The organism is Pseudomonas sp. A6 (assembly GCF_052367875.1).
In the GTDB taxonomy this organism is placed as follows: Bacteria; Pseudomonadota; Gammaproteobacteria; order Pseudomonadales; family Pseudomonadaceae; genus Pseudomonas; species Pseudomonas citronellolis.
The window spans coordinates 5,400,599-5,426,166 of sequence record NZ_CP198970.1; the positions used below are offsets into that span (position 1 = coordinate 5,400,599).

A 25,568-nucleotide genomic window follows, 5' to 3' on the forward strand; every position below is an offset into this window, starting at 1 on the left:
GGCATGGCGCGGGCGGGGCGAATGGGTCAGCATCCACCGTGACATCGACCAATGTCATGGTCGCTCCGTACAACAACAATGGCCTGGAGAACGTCATGCCCCGAGGCACCCCGTCCGCCCATCCGCTCCCGCCGCCGCCACGGGAGGCCGCATGAACGCCATGCTCGAAAACCCCGGCCTGCCGCCGGCCGAACGCCTCGACGTGCAATCCGGCGCGGTGCGCCTGGCGGTGTACCGCTGGGGCGATGCGAACAAGCCGATGCTGCTGTTCGTCCACGGCTACCCGGACAACCACGAAGTCTGGCTGCCGCTGATCGCCCGCCTGCTCGGCCGCTACCAGGTGGTGGCCTACGACGTGCGCGGCGCCGGCGCCTCGGACAAACCACGGCGCACCCGCGACTACCGCCTGGAACTGCTCAGCCAGGACCTGAAAGCCGTGCTCGACGCCGTCAGCCCCGAACGCGCGGTGCACCTGGTGGCCCACGACTGGGGCTCGATCCAGACCTGGGAGAGCGTCACCGACCCGGCGTTGCGTGAACGCATCGCCTCCTACACCAGCATTTCCGGGCCCTGCCTGGACCACGTCGGCCACTGGATGCGCGACCGCCTGCGGCGCAGGCGCCCGGCCGCGCTGCTGCAGATGCTCAGCCAGCTGCTGCACTCCTGGTACATCTACTACTTCCACCTTCCGCTGCTGCCGGCGCTGTCCTGGCGCCTGGGCGCCGCGCGCCTGTGGCCGCAGTACCTGCGCAAGGTCGAGGGCATCCGCAACCCCGGGCGCAACCCGCACCAGGCCAGCGACGGCGAGCACGGCGTGAAGCTGTACCGGGCCAACTTCATCGGTTCGATCTTCAAGCCGCGCAAGCGCCATACCGAGGTGCCGGTGCAACTGGTGGTGCCGACCCGCGACCGCTACGTCGGCCAGCAGCTGTTCCAGCAGCTCTCGCTGTGGGCGCCGCGGCTATGGCGCCGCGAGGTGACCGCCGGGCACTGGCAACTGCTCGCCGAGCCGGAACAACTGGCCGGCTGGATCGACGAATTCGCCCGCCACATCGACGGCGGCGAGGCCAGCCAACCGCTGCAGCGCGCTCAGCAGAAACCCGGCGCCGGGCCCTTCGCCGGCAAGCTGGTGGTGGTCACCGGCGCCGGCGGCGGCATCGGCCGTTCCACGCTGCTGCGCTTCGCCGAACAGGGCGCCAGCGTGCTCGCCGCGGACATCGACCCGGCCGCCGCCGAAGCCAGCGCCGCCCAGGCCCGCAGCCTTGGCGCCACGGCCTTCAGCTATTGCGTGGACGTCGGCGACAGCGCCGCCATGGAACGCTTCGCCACCTGGGTGAAAAGCAGCCTGGGCGTGCCCGACGTGGTGGTCAGCAACGCCGGCATCGGCCTGGCCGGCGCCATGCTCGACACCAGCGCGCAGGACTGGGAGCGCCTGCTGCGCGTCAACCTGTGGAGCGTCATCGACGGCTGCCGCCTGTTCGGCCGGCAGATGGTCGAGGCCGGCAAGCCCGGGCACCTGGTCAACGTCGCCTCCGGCGTGGCCTTCGCACCCTCGCGCAACTACCCGGCCTACGCCACCAGCAAGGCGGCGGTGCTGATGCTCAGCGAATGCCTGCGCGCCGAGCTGGCCGGGCACGGCATCGGCGTCAGCGCGGCCTGCCCCGGCTTCGTCGACACCGGCATCGTCCAGGCCACCCGCTTCGCCGGCCTCAGCGAGGAGCAGCAGGCCCGCCGCCGCGCCAGGGTGCAGCGCTTCTACCGCCGTCGCCGGCTGAGCCCGGACAGGGTGGGCGAGAAGATCGTCCAGGCCGTGCAGCGCAACCAGCCGGTGGTCGCCGCCGGCGCCGAGGTGCACCTGGCGCGCTGGCAGTGGCGCCTGCTGCCCAGCCTGTCGCGCCTGTTGGCCCGTTTCGACCTGACTTCCTGAGGCCCGCCATGACCGACCATCATCACCGCCTGGTGCAACGCAAGGTGCAGTTCGACTACAGCGCCTCGCCACTGCACTGGATCCCCGGCGAGGCCGAGGCCTCCCACGTCATCAACGTCATTCACATGATGCTGCCGGCCGGCGAGCTGTGGTTCTGCCGCCTGTACAACAAGGCGCTGCCCTTCGTGAAGGACGCGCGCATGCGCGACGACGTACAGGGCTTCATCCGCCAGGAAGCGATGCACGCCCGCGCCCACTCCGGCGCCGTGGAGCGCTACCTGACGGTGCACAACATCGACTCCAGCCGCTACCTGAAGGCCATGGACTACCTGTTCGAACAGTTGCTCAGCGACACCCCGCTGGGGCTGCAGTTGTTCAACAGAACGCCCTGGCTGCGCCGCTGGTGGATCGGCCAGCGCTGCGCCATTGTCGCCGCGGTCGAGCACTTCACCTGTGTGCTCGGCAAATGGGTGCTGGAAGCCGAGGCGCTGGACCGCGCCGGCTCCGACCCGGTGCTGCTGGACCTGTTCCGCTGGCACGGCGCCGAGGAAGTGGAGCACCGCAACGTCGCCCACGACCTGCACGTGCACCTGGGCGGCAGCTTCGTCAGCCGCCAGTTGTGGATGTTCGTGGTCTGGCCGCTGATCATCTGGCTGTTCGCCTTCGGCACCCGCACCCTCGCCCGCCAGGACCCGAGCCTGGGCAGGCCGCGGCCCTTCTGGCGCATCTGGCGCGACAGCGAAAAGCGCGGCCTGCTGCCGCGGCGAGCCTCGCTGGCCGGCAGCTTCCTGCGCTACTTCAAGCCCTGGTACCACCCGGACCACGAGGCCAATACCCAGGAGGCCCTGGACTACCTGGCGCGCTCGCCGGCGGCGAGTCGGGCGGCTCGGGGTTGAGGGGAGTTCCGGGTAAGAGAAAGAGCACCCTCTCCCTAACCCTCTCCCTGAAGGGAGAGGGGACCGTTCGGAGTGCTCAGGTATTTCGGCGTTGGCCGGCTAGCACAGAGGCTACCGGCTGAAACCAAGTCTTCTCTCGGCACGGACAAGCCCCCTCTCCCTTCAGGGAGAGGGCTGGGGAGAGGGAGCGGACTCAATCCTCGTGCCACAGCCTAGGGTTCGCGAGCAAGCTCGCTCCTACGAAAAGCGCAGCATCGTATGGCGGATAACCGCGAACGGTTATGTGCCCTACAGCGCGGTAGGACTATTTATCTTCTTCCAGAACCTGCGGCTCGTCGCCCAGCGCCCGCTCCAGCCAGTCGCCCGGCAAGCTCTTGCTGGCCCGCGCCCCGAGCAGCTTGACCTGTTCCGCACGACTGATCAGGTTGCCGCGGCCCTCGCAGAGCTTGTTGCGCGCCGCCGCGTAGGCCTTGTCCAGCTGCTGCAGGCGCGAGCCCATCTCGTCCAGGTCCTGGACGAAGAGCACGAACTTGTCGTACAGCGCGCCGGCGCGCTCGGCGATCTCGCGGGCGTTCTGCGTCTGCCGCTCCTGGCGCCAGAGGCTGTCGATCACCCGCAGGGTGGCCAGCAGGGTGGTCGGGCTGACGATCACGATATTGCGCTCGAAGGCCTCCTGGAACAGGTTCGGCTCAGCCTGCAGGGCCACCGAGAAAGCCGCCTCCACCGGCATGAACAGCAGCACGAAGTCCAGGCTGTGCAGGCCCTCCAGGCGCCGGTAATCCTTGCCGGAGAGGCCCTTCACGTGGCTGCGCAGGGACAGCACGTGCTGTTTCAGCGCCTGCTGGCGGATCACCTCGTCGTCACTGGCGACGAACTGCTGGTAGGCCGTCAGGCTGACCTTGGCGTCCACCACCACCTGCTTGTCGCCGGGCAGGCGGATCAGCACGTCGGGCTGGAAGCGTTCGCCATCGGCGGCGCGCAGGCTCACCTGGGTCTCGTACTCGCGGCCCTTCTCCAGGCCGGCGTGTTCCAGCACGCGCTCCAGCACCAGCTCGCCCCAGTTGCCCTGGGTCTTCTGGCCCTTGAGCGCGCGGGTCAGGTTGGTCGCCTCCTCGCCCAGGCGCAGGTTGAGCTGCTGCAGGCGCTCCAGTTCCTTGCCCAGGGAGAAGCGCTCGCGGGCTTCCTGTTGATAACTCTCTTCCACGCGTTTCTCGAAGGCCTGGATGCGCTCCTTCAGCGGATCGAGCAATTGCCCCAGGCGCTGCTGGCTGGCCTCGGCGAAACGCTGCTCGCGCTCCTCGAAGATCTTCCCGGCCAGCTCGGCGAACTGCGCGCGCAGCTCGTCCCGCGCCGCCTGCAGGTCGCCCAGGCGCTGCTGGTGGCCTTCCTGCTGCTCGCGCAGTTCGGCGGCCAGCGCGGCGCGTTCGGCGGACAGCCGGCGCAGTTCCTCCTCGCGGCCCTCGCGCTCGGCCTGCCAACTGCGCTCGGCCTGCTGCTGGCGCTCGCGCTCGGCGCGGCCCAGGTCCACCTCGCGGCGCAGAGCCGCGGCCTCGCCGGCCAGCTCGCCGTGGCGGCCGCTCAGGCGCTGGAAGGCTTCGCGCTCGGCCTCCAGTTGCGCGCCCAGGCCATCCTGGGCCAGTTGCGCGGTGGTCAGGCGTTCGCGCAACAGCGCCAGTTCGCTCTCCTGCCGCGCCGCGCGCTCGCGCAGGTGCCAGGCCAACCAGCCCAGCGGCAGCGTGGCGGCCAGCAGTCCGATCAGCAGGTTGGGCAAGTCGACGGGCATGGGCGCTCCAGGGCGGGTGGTCGCAGGAAAATTCGCGTCATGGTAGCAGCCGCGAATAGGAATTCAGTGCGGCTTTTGCCGTCAGGGCTCTTGACAACGCGGAAGGAAAGCAAGCGCTTGGGACAATCCACAGAAGCTGTGGATAACCACGTGGATAAGGTGATGAAAACGTCTTATACGCCTTGCCCGCTGGGGCTGCCGCTTAGATTGGTGCTTTTTTCACCAATAAATAAAGCCATTAAAAATCAATAATTTACAAACGCTCAACGAAAAATCAAGCGCTTACGGAGGAATGTTTCCGGTGCTTGACAACAGCCACCAACATTGTGCACAAGTCCGCGCCGGACAGGGGCGGACCGCCTCATTTCAGGGCAATCCGAAGGGATTTTCAGGCAAGCTTCAGCAGAGAATCAGACGCATTCGCGGGCTCTGCGCCGACGTTCCTGGCTAGGAATACTGCCCGCCCCGGCAACAGGCGCGGCCTGGCCCAACGACTCCAGCACGCGCTCGTACATGCGTTGCGCGGTGGGCTTGTCGGGGTACTGGAAGAAGTACTGGTTGAGGTAGACGCGCCACTGGCGGCGGTCATGGGGATGGGCTTCCAGGCGAATGTCCATGGCGCACTCCGTTGCTTGGCCAGCGCAATAAGCTAGCGCGTTCGCCCCACCCCGCGCGGGCAGGACGACGGACGGTCACGCCGGGTGCGGCAGGTCGCCCTCGACCAGGAATCCCGCGCGCGGGAACAGCCGCGGCGCCCCCGGCACCTGGGCATGCTTGAAGGCCACGTAGTCGGCGGTGGTCTCGCACAGCCAGGGCATGAGGTTGCGCGGGCGCTTGTCGACGAAGGCCGAAGGCACGAAGAGCGCGGCATTCAGCCCACCTTCCGGGCAGCGCGCCGAGCGGTATTCGAAGGCCTCCACCGCGGCAGCGCGCATGGCGCTGCCCAGCGCCTGGGTCAGGCGGTAGTCCCGCGGGTCCTGCAGGCGCTCGGCATAGCTGTCGAAGGGCGGCGCCTGCAGGCGTATGCCCCGTTGCACCTGGAAACGCGCCTCGAAGGAAGCGTGCTCGGAAAGGATGCGCCCGCTGGGCGGCGGACTGGCCATGCCCTCCCAGAGCACGAAGCGGTAATAGGCCGCCTCGGCCATGGCCGTCTCCAGGCGCAACGCGGCGTAGAACAGGCTGGGTTCGTGGCGGCGGCCGAAGCGCGAGCCCCAGCGCAGCGGCGGGTAGCGGAACGGCGTCTTCAGCAGGTAGTGCAGGGTTTCGGTGGACGGCGGCAGGTGCGGCTTGCTGGTCTCGATCAGCTCTTCCAGCAGGGCCTGTTCCTCCAGGGTATCCACCAGTTGCAGGGTCGCGACCTGCTCCTGGCTCTCCACCAGGCGCACCAGCTTGCCCCGCAGCGGGGCGATGGCCTGCTCGCCCCGGCATTCGCGCCACAGTTCGGCGCCGACGTCGAGGGCCATTCAGATCTTGCCCCGGATGGCGTCGAGGTACTCGACCACCTGCACCAGGCCCTGCACCTGCTCCATCCGCTGCAGCGGCACACCGCTCAGGTGGCGGTTGGGGGTGCGCAGGAAGTGGCGCATGTCCTCCAGGTTGCCACCGAACAGGGCGAAGAGCGCGCGGTATACCCGCACCAGCAGCAGCGCCAGCTCGCCGGTCTTGCTGCCCACCCGCAGGCCGCCGCTCTTCCAGCGGCTCACCGCGCTGCGGTCGACGCCGACGATGGCGGCCAGCTCCTGCTGCGTCATGCCCAGTTGCTCACGGGCAGCCAGTACCGCCTTGGCCAGGACCAGATCGGCCGACGGAGTTTCCCGGATCAGTGCGCTCATGCCGTACCTCTTTCGTGCATTTGATGCAAACATACCATCAAACGTGAAAACCGCACAAAGCACTTCCCCTTTTCCGGCAGAGCGCCGGACGCGGTTCGGGCGGCCATGTATCAGCGCCCTGACGAAAGCGACGAATTCTTTACCGGACCTTTACTCCACATTGGCGTTTCTTGACCTGGACGCACGGTCTCATGAAGTACCCGAACCGGCTGCGCCCGGTGGCGGGATCGACCGATAGCAGCGCGCGCCGCAACCGCCGGCCGCGCCAGGAGAACACCATGAAGAAGACCGTCGCCCTGCTCTGTGCCGCCCTGATGCTCGGCAGCCCGCTGGCGAGTTTCGCCCAGCAGGGCCCCGGCCCGGACCACGGCCCGAACCGCCCGGACAATCGCCCGCAGCAGCACCAGCAATACCAGCAGCAGAAAGGCTCCCAGGGCGGCCACTACCAGGGCCGCACGGGCCACGCCGATCCGCGCTACTACCGCGACCCGCACTTCCGCCCGCAGGCCGGCATGCCGGTGCCGCATCGCGAATGGCGCCGCGGCGTGGTGGTGCAGCCGGTCTACCGCAGCGACCGCTACTGGGTCACCGACTGGCGCGCCCGTCACCTCTACGCGCCGCCGCGCGACCATCGCTGGCTGTACGTCAACGGCGACTACGTGCTGGTGGCCATCGCCACCGGGGTGATCGTCAACATCCTGGCCGGCTATTGAGGCGCCTCAGGCGCTGGTGCTGAGCAAGGCACCGGCGCCACCGCCGCCATTGCGGATCGCTTCGGCCAGCGCCGCCGCCGTGGCCTGCATGGCGGCGCTGGTGCTGGCGATGCGGCTCTGCAGGGCCATGATGATCGCGGTGCGCTCGTTTTCCGAGGAATATTGCCGCTCCTGCGCGGCCGCCAGTTCCTGCTGCTCCTGCTGCAACTGCTTCTGCAGCTGCTGCAGGCGCTTCTGCAACTGCTCGACGGCGACGCTGGAGCTGCCGCCGCTTTCGGCGCCGGCGCCAGCCGCGCCCTGGCTTTCAGACTTCGCGCCACGACTGGTCACGGCGCCGTCGTCCTGATTGGCATCGGCCGCCGTGCCGCCATCGCCATTGGCAGCTATCCGCAATTGACCGGCGAAGGCCTGGCTGGAAGGCGTCAGGGAAAGGTTCATGCCCGAGGTTCCTTTTTCCGGGTGTTCTGCCGCTCTATCGACTGCCGTAGGAAAAACTTGAAAGACCATTCGCCGATGCCAGGCAAAGGCCCTAGGATAGGCCCCTTCATGCCCAGGCAGCCGTCACCATGGACAAGCAACGCGCCCACCAGTTGATCCTCCAGCGCCTCGACGCCGACCTCGATGTCGCCGTCCGCGCCGCGCGCACCGCCCACGAGGCCGCCACCCACGAGGAAAACATCGCCGAGAACAAGTACGACACCCTCGGCCTGGAAGCGGCCTACCTGGCCGCCGGGCAATCGCGCCGGGTGGAGGAGATCCGCCAGGCGCTCGCTTCGTTCCAGGGCCTGGTGCTGCGCGACTTCGACGCCGAGCTGGGCATCCAGACCAGCGCCCTGGTCGAACTGGCAGACCATGAGGACCGCCGCCGCAGGCTGTTCCTGGGTCCAGACGCCGCCGGCCTGAAGATCGAACTGGACGGCCACGAGGTCCTGGTCATCACCCCGCGCTCGCCGCTGGGCGGCGCCCTGCTCGGCCGCCACCCCGGCGACGAGATCGAGGTCGGCCTGGGCTCGGCGCGCCAGGCCTACGAGATCGTCGCGGCGCTCTGAGCGCCCCGCCCGCAGACCGGCGAATCCCGGACTAAGCTGCATGGCCGTCAACCCGAAAAGGAGATGCCGCCATGCTGTTCAACTGGTCCGAATACGTTCCCGCGGTGAAGAAGGCCTTCGGCTCATTGGGTAAGAAACATCCGAAGATGATCGCCGCCTACCAGGCGCTGGATGCCGCCGCCGCGGATGGCGACGCGCTGGACGCCAAGACCCGCGAGCTGATCTCCCTGGCGGTGGCCATCACCACCCGCTGCGACGGCTGCATCGGCGTGCACGCCGAGGCCGCGCGCAAGGCCGGCGCCAGTGAGGCCGAAGTAGCCCAGGCGCTGGCCACGGCGATCGCCATGAACGCCGGCGCCGCCTACGTCTACTCGCTGCGCGCGCTGGAGGCCTTCGAACAGCCGCAGGGCTGAGGTTCAGGCGCGGCGCCGGGTGCCGCGCCCAGGCTTTCTCCGGCGGCGGAATTGGGTTATCCATTGCGTTTTCGCCCGACGATGAGCCGCCATGTCCTCGCCCAGCATCAGTCTCTGCAAACTCGCCCTCGGCATCGCCGCCGGCATCTGGCTGGGCTTCGTCGCCGTGGCCCTGAGCTGCGTCCTGCTCCTGCGCTTGTGGCCCGGCGCGCCCCTGCCGTTGCCCGCCGGCCTGTCGCCGGCGCCGGCCAGCGCTCCGGCGCCCACCCCGGATGCCAACGCGGCGATGTTCCAGCAGTACCTGGAGAACCAGCGCAAGGCCCAGGCCGAACAGAGCCGGCAACTCGAACAGAGCGAGCGGGAACAGCGCTTCAACAGCGCGCCCTGCCAGTTCTGGCGCCAGCAGTACCAGGCCGACCCCAGCGAGAAGAACCGGCTGAAGATGGACGGCTACTGCGGCTGAGGCTCGGCCCCCACCACCTGGTTGCGGCCCAGGCGCTTGGCCTGGTACAGCGCCCTGTCCGCATCGCTCAGCCAGGCGCTGGCATCCACCTGGTAGGGACTGTAGGAGGCTATGCCGATGCTCAGGCCGACGGACAGGTCCGTCGCCAGCTGGTAGTGCTTTTCCGCGAAGCTCTGGCGCAGGCGCTCCATGATCTCCACCGCCAGCGTCTGGGTGGTGCCGGGCAGGATCACGCAGAATTCGTCGCCGCCATAGCGCCCCGGGGTGTCGGTTTCACGCAGCGAGTGGGTGAGCAGGTGGCTGAGCTCGGTGATGACCATGTCGCCCAGCACATGGCCGAAGCGGTCGTTGATGCCCTTGAAGTGGTCGATGTCGATCAGCGCCACGCTGGCCCGGGTGTGCTGCTGGCGGCACTTCTGGAATTCGTTCTCCAGTTGGTCCATCCAGGAACCATGGTTGAGCAGCCCGGTGAGGCTGTCGGTGCGGCTGACCGCGCGCAGCGCCTGCTTGTGCTCGGACAGGCGCCTGGCCAGGCTGTAGCTCACGCCGCCCACCGCCAGCGGGTAGACCACCAGCATCGGCAGGCAGGCATATACCTGCAGCGGCGTGGCCACGGCGGTGAAGGCGATGCCGAAGCACAGCCAGGCCAGCAGCACGCCCAGCAACTGCGCCACGCTGCCCAACAGGAAGAAACGCAGGCCGCCGGCGGCGATGTTGTCCATCGCCATCATCGACAGGATGGTCACGCTCGGCAGCGGGTTGAGCTGCATGGCGCCGGCCCAGAAGCCGCCGAACAGCGAATCCAGCAACAGGTTGCGCCGCTCCGCCTGGTACGGCGCCCGCGACAGGCGCGCCAACTGGTAGGCCAGGTGCGGCCAGAGAAAGCCGTTGGCCACCAGCAGGGCCCAGGCCCAGCCCGGCCGCTGCAACGGCTCCAGCGCCGCCGCCACGCAGAAAAAGCCGATGCCCAACCCCACCATGCGCGGCAGATAGATGCGCCTGGCGAAAGACAACCCCTTACCGACTACAGCACCCATACATCATCCTGATCCAGGCATCCGGTAGAGCAAGCTAGCAGATCGACAGGAAAGCGCCTACGCGCATTGGCGGCAATTTGACATTATTTCCCGCCCAGGCCATCGCCGGGCCGCAGCGCCAATCCCATGGCGCCCGGGGACGCCGGTAATCGCCCGCAGCCGGGCTCGATCCTTCCGCAACCACGCCAACTCCTTACGGATATGCGTCGCCCCAATTGAGGCCCGCCCCCACCTGGGGTATGAGAACCCCACCCCCGCCGCCATGGCACACAAGCCACAAGGAACGTCACCCATGCCCAATCCAAGAACGACAATCGCTGCAGCCCTGCTCGTCCTCGCCGCGCCCTTCCAACTGGCGCTGGCCGAGACGGCGAAAACCGACACCGCCTCACCCAACCTGCTGACCGCTGCCGTCGCCTGGCGGCAGACGGCCGCCGAGTACCGCGCCCTCTACTACCAAGGCTTCAACCTGGCCAAACTGCGCCTGGACCAGGCCCTGGCCGAGCGCAAGCCCGGCGCCAGGCCACCGGCGATCATCAGCGACCTTGACGACACCATCCTCAGCAGCAACAGCTACTGGGGCGCCCTGCTCAGCCAGGGCAAGGACTTCTTCGACGACGCCCTCTGGGACCGCTGGGTAGCCGCCAACGGCCCCACCCTAACGCCCGGCGCGCTGGACTTCCTCGACTACGCCAAGTCCCGGGGCGTGGAAATCTTCTACGTCTCCAGCCGCGACCAAGGCGACAGGACCGACGAATACGCCCTGAACAACCTGCGCAACCTCAAGGTACCCTTCGCCGACAAGGAACACGTCACCATCCTGCGCGAAAGCTCCAACAAGGAACCCGCGCAGAAAGCCATCGCCGAACGCTACGACGTGCTGCTGATGCTGGGCGACAACCTCAACGACTTCAAACGCCGCTACTACGTCGACGACGCCAAGCAACGCGCCGCCCTGCTCGACGAGGACCGCGCCCAGTTCGGCGACCGCTTCATCCTCTTCCCCAACCCCACCGACGGCCACTGGATGAAAGCGATCTTCGGCGAATCGGAACCGGCCGACACCCCGGCCAATCGCGCCAAGTTCCGCGCCGCGGCGACTTCGGGGGCGTGGAAGGGGCAGGATTGAGGTAGACGCAGAAAGGACAAAGCTCCTGGAGCGCTGGGCGCTCCAGGAGCTTTGACTATCTGCAGGGCTTTGCCTGATCGCGGCGCCTACATTCCGCATAGAACTCCAGCGTCTAGAGCGCCCTCCCGTTCGGCTTGATCCCCATGGATGCGTAAGCTCCAGATTCGCAGCGTATGGAAGCCATCCCTAGACACGCTCCGGCAGCGAATAGGTGACCTTCTGCCCTTTCACCTTCACAAGGCCACGCTTGCACAGGAGCTGGTAAACGCGCTCAGCCTCGGCCAGTGGAGTGTCCTTGCCAAGCGTCGCTCGAATCGTGCTGGTCAGCGTCTTGACCGAAGCCGGCTTCGAAGCCTTCCGACGAACAAGGTCGGCCATGACGGTCTTCAGATGGGCATCGCTCTCAGAAGCAGGCTTGGAAGATGCCTGGCTGGCCGGCTTGGCATCGTTCGCGCTTGCCGCGCTGGCTGCCAGCGTCGCCTGCAGTGCAGGCAAATCCTTGAAGCAGGGCATGGCCTCGATGCTTTCGGAACGCATTGCGAAGATACCTTTGCCCTTCAGGTGCCTGAGCAGGGGATCGAAGCCCTTGTCGGCCGAAATCACGTGGAAGAAAGCCGTGGGATCCTCCAGGGCGAAGCGACCCAGGTAGTAAGCGATATGGAAGTCGAGGGCGTTGGGGCCGGCGGCTTCGAGCTGGATGTAGTCCGCCCGCTCACCCAGGCGCTGGATGGCGACGACCAGTTCGGTGGGCAGCCTGGAGTTGTTCGGGCCGAGGAAGACCCGCAGGCGAAAATGCGCGTCCTGCAGCAGGTCGAGCGACCGGACCGGAATGCTTTCGTAGTCGATCAGTACGTAGTTGGTACGCATCCGCTGCTTCCCGGGCATCCATGTTCCCGGCATTCTGCTGCAGTCATTGACGGAACGGAAGCAGGCTTGCGTCGGAGGTTTCGACTGCCCTGGCGCAGAAAAGACAAAGCCCCTGAAACGCTAGGCATTTCAGGGGCTTTGGCCATCTGTAATGGCGGAGAGATAGGGATTTGAACCCTAGGAGCCATTGCTGACTCAACGGATTTCGAATCCGTCCCGTTCGACCACTCCGGCATCTCTCCGTGCGGCGCGCATCATATCAGCTTGATCGGCGAACGCGAAGCCTTCTTTTGAGAAATTTTCGCGTGCTATCAGATGCTTGCGCGCCTGGAACAGGTCAGAGCGGTACGCCCAGGCGCTGCGCCACTTCCTCGTAGGCCTCGATCACGCCGCCCAGGCCCTGGCGGAAGCGGTCCTTGTCCATCTTCTTGCGGGTTTCCTTGTCCCACAGGCGGCAGCCGTCCGGGCTGAATTCGTCGCCGAGGACGATCTGGCCGTGGAACACGCCGAATTCCAGCTTGAAGTCCACCAGCAGCAGGCCGGCGTCGTCGAACAGCTTGCTCAGCACTTCGTTGACCTTGAAGGAGTAGGCCTTCATCTGCGCCAGCTGTTCCAGGGTCGCCCAGCCGAAGGCCTGGACGTGGGATTCGTTGATGAAGGGGTCGCCCAGGGCGTCGTTCTTCAGGAACAGCTCGAAGGTCGGCGGATTGAGCTGCAGGCCCTCTTCCACGCCCAGGCGGCGCACCAGACTGCCGGCGGCGTAGTTACGCACCACGCACTCGACCGGGATCATCGCCAGCTTCTTCACCAGCACTTCGTTGTCGGCCAGCAGCTTGTCGAACTGGGTCGGGATGCCCGCCGCTTCCAGCTTCTGCATGATGAAGGCGTTGAACTTGTTGTTCACCATGCCCTTGCGGTCCAGCTGTTCGATACGCTTGCCGTCGAACGCCGAGGTGTCGTTGCGGAACAGCAGGACGAGGCGGTCGGGGTCGTCGGTGGTGTAAACCGATTTGGCCTTGCCGCGATAGAGTTCTTCGCGTTTTTCCATGATGGGCTCCGCTTGCTAGGTTGGTAGGGGGTCAGGCGATTTCGCGCCAGTCCAGCCCCGAATGCTGATCGGCTACCTGCAGCCAGTCCGGGTCGCACCCGAGGGTGTCGACGAAACATTGCCGGGCCAGCTGCGGCGTGTTGTTCTTTTCGCTGAGGTGGGCCAGCACCAGGTGCTGCAGCCCTTCCCAGCCCAGTTCCGCGACGAATTGCGCGGACTGGCGGTTGTTCAGGTGTCCCCACTGGCCGCCCACGCGGACCTTCAGCGGGTAGGGATAGGGGCCGCGCGCCAGCATGTCGCTGTCGTGGTTGGCCTCCACTACCAGGGCATCCAGGCCACGATAGCATTCCAGCACCTCGGCGGTGACGCTGCCCAGGTCGGTGAGCTGGCCGAAACGCCGCCGGCCATCGGAAATCACGTATTGCAGGGGCTCGCGGGCATCGTGGGCCACGCCCACCGCGGTCACTTCCAGGTCCTTCAGCTCCAGGCGCTCGCCGGCCTTGAGCAGGCCCGCCGGCTGCAGCGGCTTGCGCAGCCCGCGCAGGGTGCCGTCGCTGAGGTACACGGGAATGCCGTAGTGCCGGGCCAGCAGCTCGACGCCGTGGACATGATCGGAATGCTCGTGGGTCACCAGGATGGCGTCCAGCTCGCCGAGGTGCATACCCAGGCGAGCCAGACGCTTGATGGTTTCACGCAGCGGAAAGCCGCAATCGATCAGTACCCGGGTGTCAGAACTGCTCACCAAGGCCGAATTGCCCCGGCTTCCGCTCCCCAGTACCGCGAAACGCATTGCGCATGCTCTCTTGAAGTTTTTCCAGGACGCTCTGCGCGACGTCGGTCGGCGCGGAGGTGTTGATGTCCTTGTCGAGGGTGACCTGCACCGTGTTGCTCACGGTGGTCAGGCGCACCTGGTAGCGCTGCGCCTTGGCGTCTTCCTCGGCCTTGGCCTTCTCTTCGCTGGCGCCGAACAGGCGGCTGAAGAAGCCGGGCTTCTTCGCTTCCTCGAGCTTCTTCGCGCCCTCGGCGACGTTCACGTAGTAAACGCCCAGGCTGCGGTTGAGGTCGTCGACGCGGATGTCGGCGCGCTCCAGGGCGCGGCCGACGCTGACCCAGGCGCGGTCGAAGTCGGAGTCGAGGGTCAGCATCGGGTTGCCGTTGCCGTCCTTCTCCAGCGTCACGCTGCCGGGAGTGTCGTAGGTGGAGTGCGCGGCCAGCAGCGACACCGAACCGCCCTTCTCGGCGCTGGTGGACATGTTGGCGAGCATTTCGTCGAGCAGCGCGGCGTCCAGCGCCGGGACCGCCGGCTTGCTCGGCCAGTCGGCGCTGGCGCTGCTGCCGGCCGGACGGGTTTCGCTGAGGACGTAGACTTCGCTGGTGTTGGTCTGCACGCCCGGCTCGATGCGCACGCGCACGCGCGCCTCGCTGCTGGGGTCGACGCCGGCGACGCGGCTGCCCAGGCGGCGGGCCAGGGGCGCGGAGAGCTGCGTCAGCGGCTGCCAGTTGGTGGAGAACTCACCGGTCTGCGGGCGCTCGTCGGCGAAGGAGAAGCCGTTGTCCTGGAAGAACTGGTGGGCCACCGGCCAGACTTCCGCCGGCGGGCGCTGGGCGATCAGCCAGCGCGAGTCGCCGCTCTTCTGCAGGCTGTAGTCGCTGGAGCTGCCGGCGTTGGCCAGGGGCAGCGGGCGCGGTACTTCGAACTCGCCGGCCTTCTCGTGGCTGTCGGCGATGTTCATGGGAATCGGCAGCAGCGGGTCGAGCTGCTTGCTCTGCAGCCCTTCGGGCACCTTCATCGGCCCGGTCTGCCGGGAATCCAGATAGTCGGTGCCGCGGTCACGGAAGTAGCCGTCCTTGCCCCACAGCCAGCCGCAGCCGGAGGTGTTGCCGATGACCAGGGCGAGCGCGGTCAGTCCTGCCAGTCGCTTCATGCGCGATGCTCCTCAGGCCAGCACGCCGGTCTGGCGCATGGCCTGACGCAGCGGCTCGTGGCAACGCGGGCTGAGCCAGGTCAGGGGCAGGCGGATGCCCTCGGGGATCAGGCCCATCTCATGCAGGGCCCATTTCACCGGAATGGGGTTGGATTCGATGAACAGAGCCTTGTGCAGCGGCATCAGGCGGTCGTTGATGGCGCGCGCGGCGGCGGCGTCACCGCGCATGGCGGCGGCGCACAGGTCGCTCATGGCGCGCGGGGCGACGTTGGCGGTCACCGAGATGTTGCCCTTGCCGCCCATCAGCATCAGTTCGACGGCGGTGGCGTCGTCGCCGGAGTAGACCAGGAAGTCCTTGCCGACGCGGTCGAGCACTTCCTTGCCGCGCTGCAGGTCGCCGGTGGCTTCCTTGATGCCGATGATGTTCGGCACCTTGGACAGGCGCTCGATGGTCTCCGGCAGCATGTCGCAGGCGGTGCGGCCCGGCACGTTGTAGAGGATCTGCGGGATGGCCACGGCTTCGGCGATGTGGCGGAAGTGCTGGTACAGGCCTTCCTGGGTCGGCTTGTTGTAGTACGGGGTGACCAGCAGGCAGGCATCGGCGCCGCCGCTCTTGGCCGCCTCGGTCAGCTCGACCGCTTCGCGGGTGGAGTTGGCGCCGGTACCGGCGATCACCGGGATGCGGCCCTTGACCTGGTCGACCACGCGGCGGATGACCTCGAGGTGTTCGGCCACGTCGAGGGTCGCCGACTCACCGGTGGTGCCGACGGCGACTATGGCGTTGGTGCCTTCCTGCAGGTGGAAGTCCACCAGCTTGGCAAGGCTGTCCCAGTCCAGTCGACCCTGAGCATCGAAGGGGGTGACCAGCGCCACCATACTGCCCGCAATCATGCAACCGCTCCTGCCGGAAAAAGAAAGCCGTAATGGTACTGGTGCCACCTGCCTTGCACAAGCTGAGCGCGGCGGCCGGCGCACGCCGGACATTCCCCTGGCGGCCGCTTTTCGCTACCCTTTCCCCTTTGTCGACGCGGCCCTCTTGGCCGCCCATCCCAGGAAAGCTGCATGTCCGCCTCACACCCCCGTGAACAATTCCTGCTGATCAGTGCCCTGGGGCCCAACCCCATGGAGCTGACCAGCGTGCTCTGCCGCACCTGCGTGGACAACCGCTGCTCGGTCGTCAGCAGCCGCCTGACCCGCCACGGCGAGTTCAGCGCGCTGGTGCTCCAGGTGTCTGGCAGCTGGGACGCCCTGGCCCGCCTCGAGGGCGGCCTGCCGGCGCTGGCCAAGCGCCACTCCTTCACCCTCAGCCTGACCCGCAGCAACGCCCACGTCACCCGCGCCCAGGCCCTGCCCTACGTGGCCTACGTCAGCGCGGTGTACCGCCCGGACATCCTCAACGAGTTGTGCCAGTTCTTCATCGACCACAACATCGAACTGGAGAACCTGACCTGCGACACCTACCAGGCGCCGCACACCAACACCAGCATGCTCAACGCCACCATCACCGTGACGCTGCCGGCCGGCACCCAGATCAGTTGGCTGCGCGACCAGTTCCTCGATTTCGCCGACGCCCTGAACCTGGACGCGCTGATCGAACCCTGGCGCCCGCAGCACCCGTAAGGCCCCAGTATTTCCAAGGCCGGTATTTCCAAGGAGAGCTCCATGGCTGTCGAACTCGACAAACCCGTCGCCGATTTCCAGGCCCCGGCCACCAGCGGCCAGCAGGTGCAGCTCTCGGCCCTGAAAGGCCAGCAGGTGGTGCTGTACTTCTACCCCAAGGACAGCACCCCGGGCTGCACCACCGAAGGCCAGGGCTTCCGCGACAAGATCGAGGCCTTCGCCAAGGCCAATACCGTGGTCTTCGGCGTGTCCCGCGACGGCCTGAAGTCCCACGAGAACTTCAAGGCCAAGCAGTGCTTCCCCTTCGAGCTGATCAGCGACAAGGACGAGGCGCTGTGCCAACTGTTCGACGTGATCAAGCTGAAGAAGCTCTACGGCAAGGAATATATGGGCGTGGACCGCAGCACCTTCCTGATCGACGCCAAGGGCGTGCTGCGTCGTGAGTGGCGCGGGGTCAAGGTGCCAGGCCATGTCGACGAGGTTCTTGCCGCTGCGCAGGAACTGGCCAAGGCCTGAGCCGTCGCCTGCTGCCTGGGTTCAGCGAAGGCGCCTGATCCAGGCTCCGCCCCCTCACCCCAACCCTCTCCCGGAGGGAGAGGGGGCTGTTCGTGCCATGGGGGTGTCCGGCGTGGCCGGTGAATCCAATCGCGGACAAAGTCCGCTCCTACGCCCGAGCTTCCCTGGAACTGTAGGAAGGCCGCTCCGAGGCGCTCATCGTAGGATGGGTTGAGCTTGCGAAACCCATGCGGTTGCGCTGATGGGTATCGCTTCGCTCAACACCATCCTACGAAAAGCCATGCTCGCTCATGCGGTAGGAGCGGACTCTGTCCGCGATTCAGCGGATTTCCAGAGAAACATCCGAGCGCACTGAAACGCCCCTTCAGAAGGCCGAGCGAAACCCGCGCTCAGGAGGTCATGCGACATGAATGTCGCGAGAGCCCCGTGGGCTACAGGGACGTACCCTCGGGGCGGGCCTCCGTGGCGGGGGAGTTCGTGAGGGTAGCCCGGCTCCATCGGGCCCGTATGTCGGGGCAAGCGTTTTGGTTACTTTGGGGCGATTGCCAAAGTGACTCGCCCGAGGGGGCGAAACTAGAAATCTCCGCAGACTCGGAGCGGCGCGCTACACCGAGCCCCCAAGCCACTGGGTTCCCGCGTTCGCGGGAATGACGGGGTGTGAGGATGGCGCCTGACCAACAAGCCGCTCAGGACAGCCACCTCTCCCTCCGGGAGAGGGTTGCGGTGAGGGGACGGAGCCAGGCTTAGGCTCCAAAGCATCTCTCAAGTATCAGCATCAAACTTTCAAGCAGCCTTTCTCGCTCACATCATCGGACTGACCTGGGGCTGCACCTCCGGCTGCCGCGGCCAGGCATCGAGCACCGCCTTGACCAGCGTGGCCAGAGGAATGGCGAAGAACACCCCCCAGAATCCCCACAGCCCGCCGAACAGCAGCACCGCACAGATGATCGCCACCGGATGCAGGTTCACCGCCTCGGAGAACAGCAGCGGCACCAGCACGTTGCCATCCAGCGCCTGGATGATCGCGTGGGCAGCCATCAGGTAGATGAACTGGTCGCTCCAGCCCCACTGGAACAGCGCGATCAGCGCCACCGGCACAGTCACCACCACCGCGCCTATGTAGGGCACCACCACCGACAGGCCGACCAGCAGGGCCAGCAGCGCTGCGTAGTTCAGCCCTAGGGCGACGAAAGCCACGTAGGTGACGCCGCCGGTGATGATGATCTCGATCACCTTGCCGCGGATGTAGTTGGCGATCTGCTTGTCCATCTCCGCCCACACCTGCTTCATCAGCCCGCGCTCGCGCGGCAGGTAGCTGCGGAACCAGTTGTAGAAGCGCCGGCGGTCCTTGAGGAAGAAGAACACCAGGATCGGCACCAGCACCAGGTAGATCATCACGTTGACCAGCACCGGCAGGCCCGACAGGGAGAAGGTCAGCGCCCACTGGCCGAGCTGGCCGAGTTCGTTGCGCGCGGTCTCGATCAGGCGCAGCACCTGCTCCTCGGTGACCATCGCCGGGTAGCGCTCGGGCAGCATCAGCAGCACCGACTGCCATTCGCCGAACATCCGCGGCAGCTCGTTGAGCAGGGTGAACAGCTGCTTCCAGATCAGCGGCACCAGCACCAGCAGGAACAGCGCGAGCATGCCCAGGAACAGCGCGTAGACCAGCCACAGGGCGAACAGCCGCGGCACCCGCAGGCGCTCCAGGTGGCCCTGCAGGCCCTTGATCAGGAAGGCGATGACCATGGCCGCGAGCACCGGCGCGAGCATGCTGCCGAAGGCCAGGATGACGGTGAAGCCAAGGGCCAGGATGACCGCCAGCACCACTGCTTCCTCGTCGGAAAAGTAGCGCTGCATCCAGCCTTGCAGAACTTTGAGCATCGGGGTTCCTGCGATCGATGAGGACGCCGTCCCGGGCGTCCGGAGGCGGGTTACTTCTTGCGCAACCAGTAGCGGTACAGGCCGTCTTCGACCTCTTCGCGCAGCAACTGGTGCCCGGCCAACTGGGCGAAGGCGCGGAAATCGCGCTGCGAGCCGGCATCGGTGGCCGTCACCTTGAGCACCTGGCCACTGGCCAGGCGGTTGAGCTCCAGCTTGGCCTTGAGCAGGGGCAAGGGACAATTGAGACCGCTGGCGTCCAGTTCCGCGTCACAAGGAATTTCGGCGGACGAGACAGGTGGCATGGCGAAGCACTCCGAGATGGGCGCCCAAGAATACCGAATCCGTTGGAAAAGCCGCCAGGGGCCGGCATGCACGCGGCCTTAAGCGATCCTTCAGACGCGCGGCCTACAAGGGTTGGACGGCATCCGCACAGACGGCCGCCGGGCGCCGCCCCGACCTAGGCATGGGCGACGACCTGCGGCTAAAGTAGAGCCTTTCCCGGAACGAGCTCCCTGTACATGAAAGTACTGCGCCCCGCCCTGCTGTCGCTTGCCTGCCTGTTGGCCATGCCCACCCTGGCCGACGACCTGCCCGCCCTGGGCGACGCCAGCTCGTCCATCGTCTCGCCGGAACAGGAGTTCCAGCTCGGCCGCGCCTGGCTGAGCATGCTGCGCAACCAGGTCGACTCGATCAACGACACCCAGCTCAAGGACTTCGTCGAAAGCAGCGTCTACCGCCTGGCGGAAACCAGCGACCTGCAGGACCACCGCCTGGCCTTCATCCTGATCAAGGACCCGCAGATCAACGCCTTCGCCGCCCCCGGCGGCGTCATCGGCGTCAACGGCGGCCTGTTCCTCTACGCCCAGACCGAAGGCGAGTACGCCGCGGTGCTGGCCCACGAACTCGGCCACCTGATCCAGCGCCACTTCGCCCGCGGCCTGGAAGCGCAGAAGCAGATGCAGCTGCCGGTGATGGCGGCGATGCTCGCCGGGATCGTGGCCGCGGCGGCGGGCGCCGGGGATGCCGGCATCGCCGCCATCGCCTCGACCCAGGCGGCGGCGATCCAGAACCAGCTGCGCTTCTCCCGGCAGAACGAGCAGGAGGCCGACCGCGTCGGGGTGACCAACATGGTCCGTGCCGGCTACGACCCTCGCTCCATGCCGACCATGTTCGAGCGCCTGGCGCGGCAGTACCGCTACGACGCCAGGCCACCGGAGTTCCTGCTCACCCACCCGGTGACCGACTCGCGTATCGCCGACACCCGCAACCGCGCCGAGCAGTACCCACAGGGCGGCAAGGAAGACTCGCTGCGCTACCAGCAGATGCGCGCCCGCGTGCAGCTGATCTTCGAGGAAACCCCGGGCATCGCCGGCAAGCGCTTCCGCGCCATGCTCGACGACAACCCCAAGCTCGACGCCGCGCGCTACGGCCTGGCGCTGTCGCAGATCCGCGTCGGCCAGCTCAACGACGCCCGCGCCACCCTCCAGCCGCTGCTGGCCAAGGCGCCCAACGACGTGGCCTACAACCTGGCCCAGGTCGACCTGGAGATCACCTCGAACAAGCTCGGCGACGCCCTCGCCCGGGTGCAGCGCCTGCTCGGCCAGTACCCCGGCAACTACCCGCTGATCCAGGCCCAGGCCGACATCCTGCTCAAGCAGAACAAGGCCGCCGATGCCGAGAAGATCCTGATCAAGCTGAGCCAGGACCGCCCGCTGGACCCGGACGTCTGGAGCCGCCTGGCCGACGCCCGCACCATCGACGGCAACGCCATCGGCGTGCACCAGGCCCGCGCCGAGTACCTGGCGCTGACCGGCGACTACCCCTCGGCCATCGAGCAGCTGGACTTCGCCAAGCGCCGCGCCGGCGGCAACTTCACCCTGGCGGCCAAGCTGGACGCGCGCCAGCAGGCGTTCCGCGAGCAGGAGAAGATCCTCAAGGAGATGATGCGCGGTTAACCGGATCGCGGTCGTAGAAGCGATTGCGGGCTCTTCGTAGGAGCGAGCTTGCTCGCGAACAGGCTCCGCTGCGGGGCTTATTCGCGAGCAAGCTCGCTCCTACGAGAAGCAGTGCCCGCCGGCAGGGTCCGCGATAGCCGGACGTTCCGGCGCGATTCGCGGATGAGATCCGCTCCTACGCAACCCCACCCGCGCCATTCCCCTGTAGGAGCGCGCCCTGCGCGCGAATCGCGGGCAGGGCCCGCTCCTACAGTAAAAGAAAAGCCCGGCATCGCCGGGCTTTTTCATGTCCGCTGGAAGGCTCAGGCGTTGCCCGCCACCTTCAGCCTCGCCGCCTGGGTGAACTCCAGCATGCGCTTGAGCGGGCGGATGGCCCGCGGGATCAGCGCCGGGTCGACGAAGATCTCGCCGCTGCCTTCCTTCAGGCAGGCCAGGGTGCGTTCCAGGGTGTTCATGGCCATCCACGGGCAGTGCGCGCAGCTGCGGCAGGCCGCGCCGTTGCCGGCGGTGGGGGCCTCGATGAATTCCTTGTCCGGGCACAGCTGCTGCATCTTGTAGAAGATGCCGCGGTCGGTGGCGACGATGAAGCGCTTGTTCGGCAGGGTCTGCGCGGCCTTGATCAACTGGCTGGTGGAACCCACCGCGTCGGCCAGCTCGACCACCGCCTCGGGCGATTCCGGGTGGACCAGGATGGCCGCGTCCGGGTACAGCGCCTTGAGGTCTTCCAGCTGCTTGGCCTTGAACTCCTCGTGGACGATGCAGGCGCCGTCCCAGAGCAGCATGTCGGCGCCGGTCTCGCGCTGGATGTAGCGGCCCAGGTGCTGGTCCGGGGCCCAGAGGATCGGCTCGCCGTTGTCCATCAGGTGCTCGACGATCTCCACCGCGCAGCTGGAGGTCACCACCCAGTCGGCGCGCGCCTTCACCGCCGCCGAGGTGTTGGCGTAGACCACCACGGTACGTTCCGGATGCTGGTCGCAGAAGGCCGAGAACTCCTCCACCGGGCAGCCCAGGTCCAGCGAGCAGGTGGCCTCGAGGGTCGGCATCAGCACGCGCTTCTCGGGGTTGAGGATCTTCGCCGTCTCGCCCATGAAGCGCACCCCGGCCACCACCACGGTCTGCGCCGGGTGCTGGTTGCCGAAGCGGGCCATCTCCAGGGAGTCGGAGACGCAACCGCCGGTCTCCTCGGCCAGGGCCTGGATCACCGGGTCGCAATAGTAGTGCGCCACCAGCACGGCGTTCTGCGCCTTCAGCTCGGCGGCGATGGCCGCGCGGTACTCGGCCTCTTCCTGCACGCTCAGCACACGGGGCTGCTTGGCGGCGAGGTGGGCCTGGACCAGGAGGCGTTCGGATATCTGCGTCATGTCTTCACTGCACCTGCGGGGGTACGACCAGCTGTGGGGGCGATTTTACATCGCCACGAAAGCGAGCGCGCGATCTTGCGGGGAAAGCCGCCGGGAGGCAAGCGCCGGCCGGCCGCGCGAACTTGTCGCATTCCATCAAGAGCGGGCGGTTCCGCTCCCCTAGATTGCTCTACAGCGAGCCCCCATCCCGAGGGGCGCTGCCTGGAGACCAGACATGCAATCCATCGAGCAGATCAAGCAGGGCACCCGCATCGAAGGCTGGGCCGAGCAGCGCCCGGAGGAAGCCTTCACCCTCCCCTCGCGCTATTTCTTCGACAAGGACATCTTCGCCGCCGAGCGCGACCGCATCTTCATGAGCGCCTGGCACCTGGCCGGGCACCGCAACGAGTTCGCCGAGCCCGGGCAGTTCGTGGTCTGCGACATTTTCGACCAGAGCGTGGTGGTGGCCTGCGGCAACGACGGCAAGGTCAACGCCTTCCACAACGTCTGCCAGCACCGCGGCAACCGCCTGCTGGACGTGCGCCGCGGCGCCGACACCCGGGTGCTGCGCTGCGCCTACCACTCCTGGTGCTACGAGATGGACGGCAGCCTGCGCGGCGCGCCGCGCAGCGAACGGCTGATCGCCTTCGACAAACAGCAGTTCAACATCCCGAAACTGCGCGTCGAGGAACTCGGCGGCTTCGTCTACTTCAACTTCGACGCCGAGGCGCCGTCGATGGCCGAACTGTTCCCCGGCGCCGACCAGGAAATGCGCGAGGTCTTCCCCGACCTCGGGCGGATGCGCCTGATCGAGGAGCAGGACGTGATAGTCCCGGCCAACTGGAAAGTCATCATGGACAACTCCATCGAGGGCTACCACTTCAAGCTCTCCGGGCCCTGCCACATAGATCTGGCCAGGCTCATCGATTTCAAGGGCTACCGCTTGAGCAAACGCGACAACTGGTGGACCTACATCGCCCCGGCCAACCTCGCCGCCGAGGAAGCCTACGGGGTGCCGCTGAACGGCCCGCGCAACCCCGACGAACGCTTCTTCAACATCGGCCTGTGGCCGAACAACACCTTCTACACCTTCCCGTTTTCCGAGTTCCTCGGCACCTTCATCATGATCCCGCTGGACGCCGAGCGTTCGCTGTTGCGCTTCGGCTACTACAGCCCCCACGAGACGGTGCCGGAGGTGTCCCACGCCTGCATGAAGTGGATGAACGAGGAACTCGGCCCGGAGGACATCGAACTCAACGTCAGCGTGCAGAAGGGCCTGCATTCCCTGGGCTACGACCAGGGCCGCTACATGATCGACGCCGAGCGCAGCAACGAGAGCGAGCACCTGGTGCACCACTTCCACAAGCTGGTGTTCGACGGCATCCGCTGAGGAGACAGGCCATGCTCGCCACGGAATACGACTACATCATCGTCGGCGCCGGCTCGGCCGGCTGCGTGCTGGCGCGGCGCCTGGGCGCGGACCCGGCGCTGCGCATCCTGGTGCTCGAAGCCGGCCCGGTGGACCGCAGCTGGACCATCGACATGCCCTCGGCGGTGGGCATAGTCGTCGGCGGCACCCGCTACAACTGGAGCTACGCCAGCGAGCCGGAGCCCTGGCTCGACGGCCGGCGCATCGGCACGCCGCGCGGGCGCACCCTGGGCGGCTCCTCGTCGATCAACGGCATGGTCTACGTCCGTGGCCACGCCCGCGACTACGACGGCTGGGCCGCGCGCGGCTGCGACGGCTGGAGCTACCGCGAGGTGCTGCCCTACTTCCGCCGCGCGCAGAGCCACCGCGACGGCGCCGACGCCTACCGCGGCGGCGACGGGCCGCTGCACGTCACCCCCGGCGATGCCTCGCCGCCCCTGTGCCGGGCCTTCCTCGATGCCGGCCAGGAAGCCGGCTACGGCTACAGCGCCGACCTCAACGGCCAGCGCCAGGAAGCCTTCGGCCCGGTGGACCGCACCACCCGCGACGGCAAGCGCTGGAGCACCGCCCGCGGCTACCTGGCCGAAGCCCTGGCCGGCGGCAACGTCACGGTGGCGACCTCGGCGCTGAGCCGGCGCATCCTCTTCGACGGCGCTGCGGCCTGCGGCGTGGAGTTCGAGATGGACGGCCAGCTGCACCAGGTGCGGGCACGCCGCGAGGTGCTGCTGAGCGCCGGGGCGATCAACTCGCCGCAACTGCTGATGCTCTCCGGCATCGGCCCGGCCGAGGACCTGCAGCGCCTGGGCATCCGCCCGCTGCACGACCTGCCCGGCGTCGGCCAGCGCCTCAACGACCACCCGGACACCGTGGTGCAGTACCGCTGCAAGCGCCCGGTGAGCATCTACCCCTGGACCCACGCGCCGGGCAAATGGCTGGTGGGCGCGCGCTGGTTCGCCCGCCACGACGGCCTGGCGGCGAGCAACCACTTCGAGGTGGGCGCGTTCATCCGCTCGCGGGCCGGCATCGAGCACCCCGACCTGCAGCTGACCTTCATGCCCCTGGCGGTACAGCCGGGCAGCGTCGACCTGGTGCCCGACCACGCCTTCCAGGTGCACATCGACCTGATGCGCCCCACCAGCCTGGGCAGCGTCACGCTCGCCAGCGCCGACCCGCGCCAGGCGCCGCGCATCCTCTTCAACTACCTGAAGACCGAGCGCGACCGCGAGGACATGCGCGCCGGCGCCCGCCTGGTGCGCGAGGTGCTGGCGCAGCCGGCGATGCGCGCCTTCGCCGGCGAGGAACTGGTGCCCGGCGCCGACCAGCTCAGCGATGCGCAGCTCGACGCCTGGGCGCGGCGCGTCACAGAAACCGGCTACCACGCCAGCGGCACCTGCAAGATGGGCCCGGCCGGCGACGCCCAGGCGGTGGTCGACGCGCAACTGCGCGTGCACGGCCTGCGCGGGCTGCGGGTGGTGGACGCGTCGATCATGCCGGAGATCGTCAGCGGCAACACCAACGCGCCGACAGTGATGATCGCCGAGAAGGCCAGCGACCTGATCCTCGGCCGCGCGCCGCTGCCGCCCAGCGACGCGCCGGTGTGGCTGCACCCGCGCTGGCGCGAATGCCAGCGCTGACGCGGCCCTTGCCAAACCCGGCCGACTGCCTTTGCATAGAGGCCGTGGGCCTTTCCCCTCCACGAGGCGCCGGCCGAAGCAGCCGCCGCCCAGCACAGTGCCGGATGCAGC

At 67.3% G+C, this 25,568-nt stretch carries 26 protein-coding genes and 1 tRNA gene; 12 read left to right on the forward strand and 15 right to left on the reverse strand.

Annotated features, from left to right (window positions below):
* The first annotated feature begins 151 nt into the window (after positions 1–151).
* Positions 152–1,927 carry an SDR family oxidoreductase gene (locus tag ACTWJ5_RS23665; RefSeq protein ID WP_444436679.1) on the forward strand — a complete coding sequence of 592 codons (1,776 nt, stop codon included), beginning with the start codon at positions 152–154 and terminating at the stop codon, positions 1,925–1,927.
* An 8-nt stretch (positions 1,928–1,935) separates the two neighbouring features.
* Positions 1,936–2,823: a metal-dependent hydrolase gene (locus ACTWJ5_RS23670; protein ID WP_074981546.1), complete on the forward strand. Its 888-nt coding sequence runs from the start codon at positions 1,936–1,938 to the stop codon at positions 2,821–2,823.
* 304 nt (positions 2,824–3,127) lie between these two features.
* Here ACTWJ5_RS23670 and rmuC read toward each other — a convergent pair whose 3' ends face one another.
* The 4 genes from rmuC to ACTWJ5_RS23690 form a co-directional block, all read right to left on the reverse strand.
* The gene (gene rmuC / locus ACTWJ5_RS23675; protein WP_116423183.1) at positions 3,128–4,492 is read right to left on the reverse strand and encodes a DNA recombination protein RmuC; all 1,365 of its coding nucleotides are present in this window, start codon (positions 4,490–4,492) and stop codon (positions 3,128–3,130) included.
* Positions 4,493–5,016: 524 nt separating this feature from the next.
* A complete protein-coding gene (locus ACTWJ5_RS23680) occupies positions 5,017–5,223 on the reverse strand; it encodes a hypothetical protein (protein ID WP_058490861.1) in 207 nt (68 codons plus the stop codon).
* A 75-nt stretch (positions 5,224–5,298) separates the two neighbouring features.
* Positions 5,299–6,069: an RES family NAD+ phosphorylase gene (locus ACTWJ5_RS23685; RefSeq protein WP_116423098.1), complete on the reverse strand. Its 771-nt coding sequence runs from the start codon at positions 6,067–6,069 to the stop codon at positions 5,299–5,301.
* Positions 6,070–6,438: an antitoxin Xre/MbcA/ParS toxin-binding domain-containing protein gene (locus tag ACTWJ5_RS23690; RefSeq protein ID WP_043271094.1), complete on the reverse strand. Its 369-nt coding sequence runs from the start codon at positions 6,436–6,438 to the stop codon at positions 6,070–6,072.
* A gap of 278 nt (positions 6,439–6,716) precedes the next feature.
* Between ACTWJ5_RS23690 and ACTWJ5_RS23695 the strand changes: the two genes are divergently transcribed.
* The gene (locus ACTWJ5_RS23695; RefSeq protein WP_074981540.1) at positions 6,717–7,151 is read left to right on the forward strand and encodes an RcnB family protein; all 435 of its coding nucleotides are present in this window, start codon (positions 6,717–6,719) and stop codon (positions 7,149–7,151) included.
* Between the two features lie 6 nt (positions 7,152–7,157).
* Here ACTWJ5_RS23695 and ACTWJ5_RS23700 read toward each other — a convergent pair whose 3' ends face one another.
* On the reverse strand, positions 7,158–7,589 hold the full coding sequence (locus ACTWJ5_RS23700) for a hypothetical protein (protein WP_301500627.1): 432 nt from the start codon (positions 7,587–7,589) through the stop codon (positions 7,158–7,160).
* Between the two features lie 128 nt (positions 7,590–7,717).
* On the opposite strand from ACTWJ5_RS23700, the gene ACTWJ5_RS23705 reads away from it, so the two are divergent.
* From ACTWJ5_RS23705 to ACTWJ5_RS23715, 3 genes are all read left to right on the forward strand, one after another.
* Positions 7,718–8,200, forward strand: a complete 483-nt coding sequence (locus tag ACTWJ5_RS23705) for a GreA/GreB family elongation factor (RefSeq protein ID WP_253392323.1) — start codon at positions 7,718–7,720, stop codon at positions 8,198–8,200.
* Between the two features lie 71 nt (positions 8,201–8,271).
* Positions 8,272–8,613 carry a carboxymuconolactone decarboxylase family protein gene (locus ACTWJ5_RS23710; protein ID WP_009620588.1) on the forward strand — a complete coding sequence of 114 codons (342 nt, stop codon included), beginning with the start codon at positions 8,272–8,274 and terminating at the stop codon, positions 8,611–8,613.
* 91 nt (positions 8,614–8,704) lie between these two features.
* The gene (locus ACTWJ5_RS23715) at positions 8,705–9,076 is read left to right on the forward strand and encodes a hypothetical protein (protein WP_074981535.1); all 372 of its coding nucleotides are present in this window, start codon (positions 8,705–8,707) and stop codon (positions 9,074–9,076) included.
* On the opposite strand, the gene ACTWJ5_RS23720 is transcribed toward ACTWJ5_RS23715, so the two are convergent.
* Complete coding sequence (locus tag ACTWJ5_RS23720) at positions 9,064–10,113, reverse strand: diguanylate cyclase (RefSeq protein WP_444436682.1); 1,050 nt, start codon at positions 10,111–10,113, stop codon at positions 9,064–9,066. The genes ACTWJ5_RS23715 and ACTWJ5_RS23720 overlap by 13 nt on opposite strands.
* Before the next feature lie 292 nt (positions 10,114–10,405).
* Here ACTWJ5_RS23720 and ACTWJ5_RS23725 point away from each other — a divergent pair, with 292 nt between their 5' ends.
* On the forward strand, positions 10,406–11,242 hold the full coding sequence (locus ACTWJ5_RS23725; protein ID WP_444436683.1) for a 5'-nucleotidase, lipoprotein e(P4) family: 837 nt from the start codon (positions 10,406–10,408) through the stop codon (positions 11,240–11,242).
* Between the two features lie 186 nt (positions 11,243–11,428).
* Here ACTWJ5_RS23725 and ACTWJ5_RS23730 read toward each other — a convergent pair whose 3' ends face one another.
* From ACTWJ5_RS23730 to dapA, 6 genes are all read right to left on the reverse strand, one after another.
* Entirely contained in the window at positions 11,429–12,109 is a 681-nt protein-coding gene (locus ACTWJ5_RS23730) for a PIN domain-containing protein (RefSeq protein ID WP_064583934.1), read from the reverse strand.
* Positions 12,110–12,261: 152 nt separating this feature from the next.
* Positions 12,262–12,351, reverse strand: a tRNA-Ser gene (locus ACTWJ5_RS23735).
* A 95-nt stretch (positions 12,352–12,446) separates the two neighbouring features.
* Positions 12,447–13,157, reverse strand: a complete 711-nt coding sequence (gene purC / locus ACTWJ5_RS23740) for a phosphoribosylaminoimidazolesuccinocarboxamide synthase (protein WP_009620599.1) — start codon at positions 13,155–13,157, stop codon at positions 12,447–12,449.
* A gap of 31 nt (positions 13,158–13,188) precedes the next feature.
* Positions 13,189–13,947 (reverse strand): MBL fold metallo-hydrolase, encoded by a 759-nt coding sequence (locus ACTWJ5_RS23745; protein ID WP_444436684.1) that lies wholly within the window; start codon positions 13,945–13,947, stop codon positions 13,189–13,191.
* A complete protein-coding gene (bamC, locus tag ACTWJ5_RS23750) occupies positions 13,886–15,082 on the reverse strand; it encodes an outer membrane protein assembly factor BamC (RefSeq protein ID WP_009620603.1) in 1,197 nt (398 codons plus the stop codon). Before bamC ends, ACTWJ5_RS23745 begins: the two co-directional genes overlap by 62 nt.
* A gap of 12 nt (positions 15,083–15,094) precedes the next feature.
* Positions 15,095–15,973 carry a 4-hydroxy-tetrahydrodipicolinate synthase gene (gene dapA / locus ACTWJ5_RS23755; protein ID WP_249917436.1) on the reverse strand — a complete coding sequence of 293 codons (879 nt, stop codon included), beginning with the start codon at positions 15,971–15,973 and terminating at the stop codon, positions 15,095–15,097.
* Between the two features lie 171 nt (positions 15,974–16,144).
* On the opposite strand from dapA, the gene ACTWJ5_RS23760 reads away from it, so the two are divergent.
* Both ACTWJ5_RS23760 and ACTWJ5_RS23765 read left to right on the forward strand, forming a co-directional pair.
* A complete protein-coding gene (locus ACTWJ5_RS23760) occupies positions 16,145–16,702 on the forward strand; it encodes a glycine cleavage system protein R (RefSeq protein ID WP_009620608.1) in 558 nt (185 codons plus the stop codon).
* A gap of 42 nt (positions 16,703–16,744) precedes the next feature.
* Positions 16,745–17,218: a peroxiredoxin gene (locus ACTWJ5_RS23765; protein WP_249917437.1), complete on the forward strand. Its 474-nt coding sequence runs from the start codon at positions 16,745–16,747 to the stop codon at positions 17,216–17,218.
* A gap of 801 nt (positions 17,219–18,019) precedes the next feature.
* On the opposite strand, the gene ACTWJ5_RS23770 is transcribed toward ACTWJ5_RS23765, so the two are convergent.
* Together ACTWJ5_RS23770 and ACTWJ5_RS23775 are read right to left on the reverse strand one after the other, a co-directional pair.
* Positions 18,020–19,099, reverse strand: a complete 1,080-nt coding sequence (locus tag ACTWJ5_RS23770; protein WP_074981521.1) for an AI-2E family transporter — start codon at positions 19,097–19,099, stop codon at positions 18,020–18,022.
* A 50-nt stretch (positions 19,100–19,149) separates the two neighbouring features.
* Entirely contained in the window at positions 19,150–19,401 is a 252-nt protein-coding gene (locus ACTWJ5_RS23775; RefSeq protein WP_074981519.1) for a sulfurtransferase TusA family protein, read from the reverse strand.
* Positions 19,402–19,617: 216 nt separating this feature from the next.
* Between ACTWJ5_RS23775 and ACTWJ5_RS23780 the strand changes: the two genes are divergently transcribed.
* Positions 19,618–21,054: a M48 family metalloprotease gene (locus ACTWJ5_RS23780; RefSeq protein WP_253408271.1), complete on the forward strand. Its 1,437-nt coding sequence runs from the start codon at positions 19,618–19,620 to the stop codon at positions 21,052–21,054.
* Positions 21,055–21,356: 302 nt separating this feature from the next.
* Here the strand turns inward: ACTWJ5_RS23780 and nadA are convergent, their stop codons facing one another.
* Positions 21,357–22,415, reverse strand: a complete 1,059-nt coding sequence (nadA, locus tag ACTWJ5_RS23785; RefSeq protein ID WP_116423090.1) for a quinolinate synthase NadA — start codon at positions 22,413–22,415, stop codon at positions 21,357–21,359.
* 214 nt (positions 22,416–22,629) lie between these two features.
* Between nadA and ACTWJ5_RS23790 the strand changes: the two genes are divergently transcribed.
* Positions 22,630–23,784 (forward strand): aromatic ring-hydroxylating oxygenase subunit alpha, encoded by a 1,155-nt coding sequence (locus ACTWJ5_RS23790; RefSeq protein ID WP_444436685.1) that lies wholly within the window; start codon positions 22,630–22,632, stop codon positions 23,782–23,784.
* Positions 23,785–23,795: 11 nt separating this feature from the next.
* The gene (locus ACTWJ5_RS23795; protein WP_444436686.1) at positions 23,796–25,457 is read left to right on the forward strand and encodes a choline dehydrogenase; all 1,662 of its coding nucleotides are present in this window, start codon (positions 23,796–23,798) and stop codon (positions 25,455–25,457) included.
* Positions 25,458–25,568 lie beyond the last annotated feature (111 nt).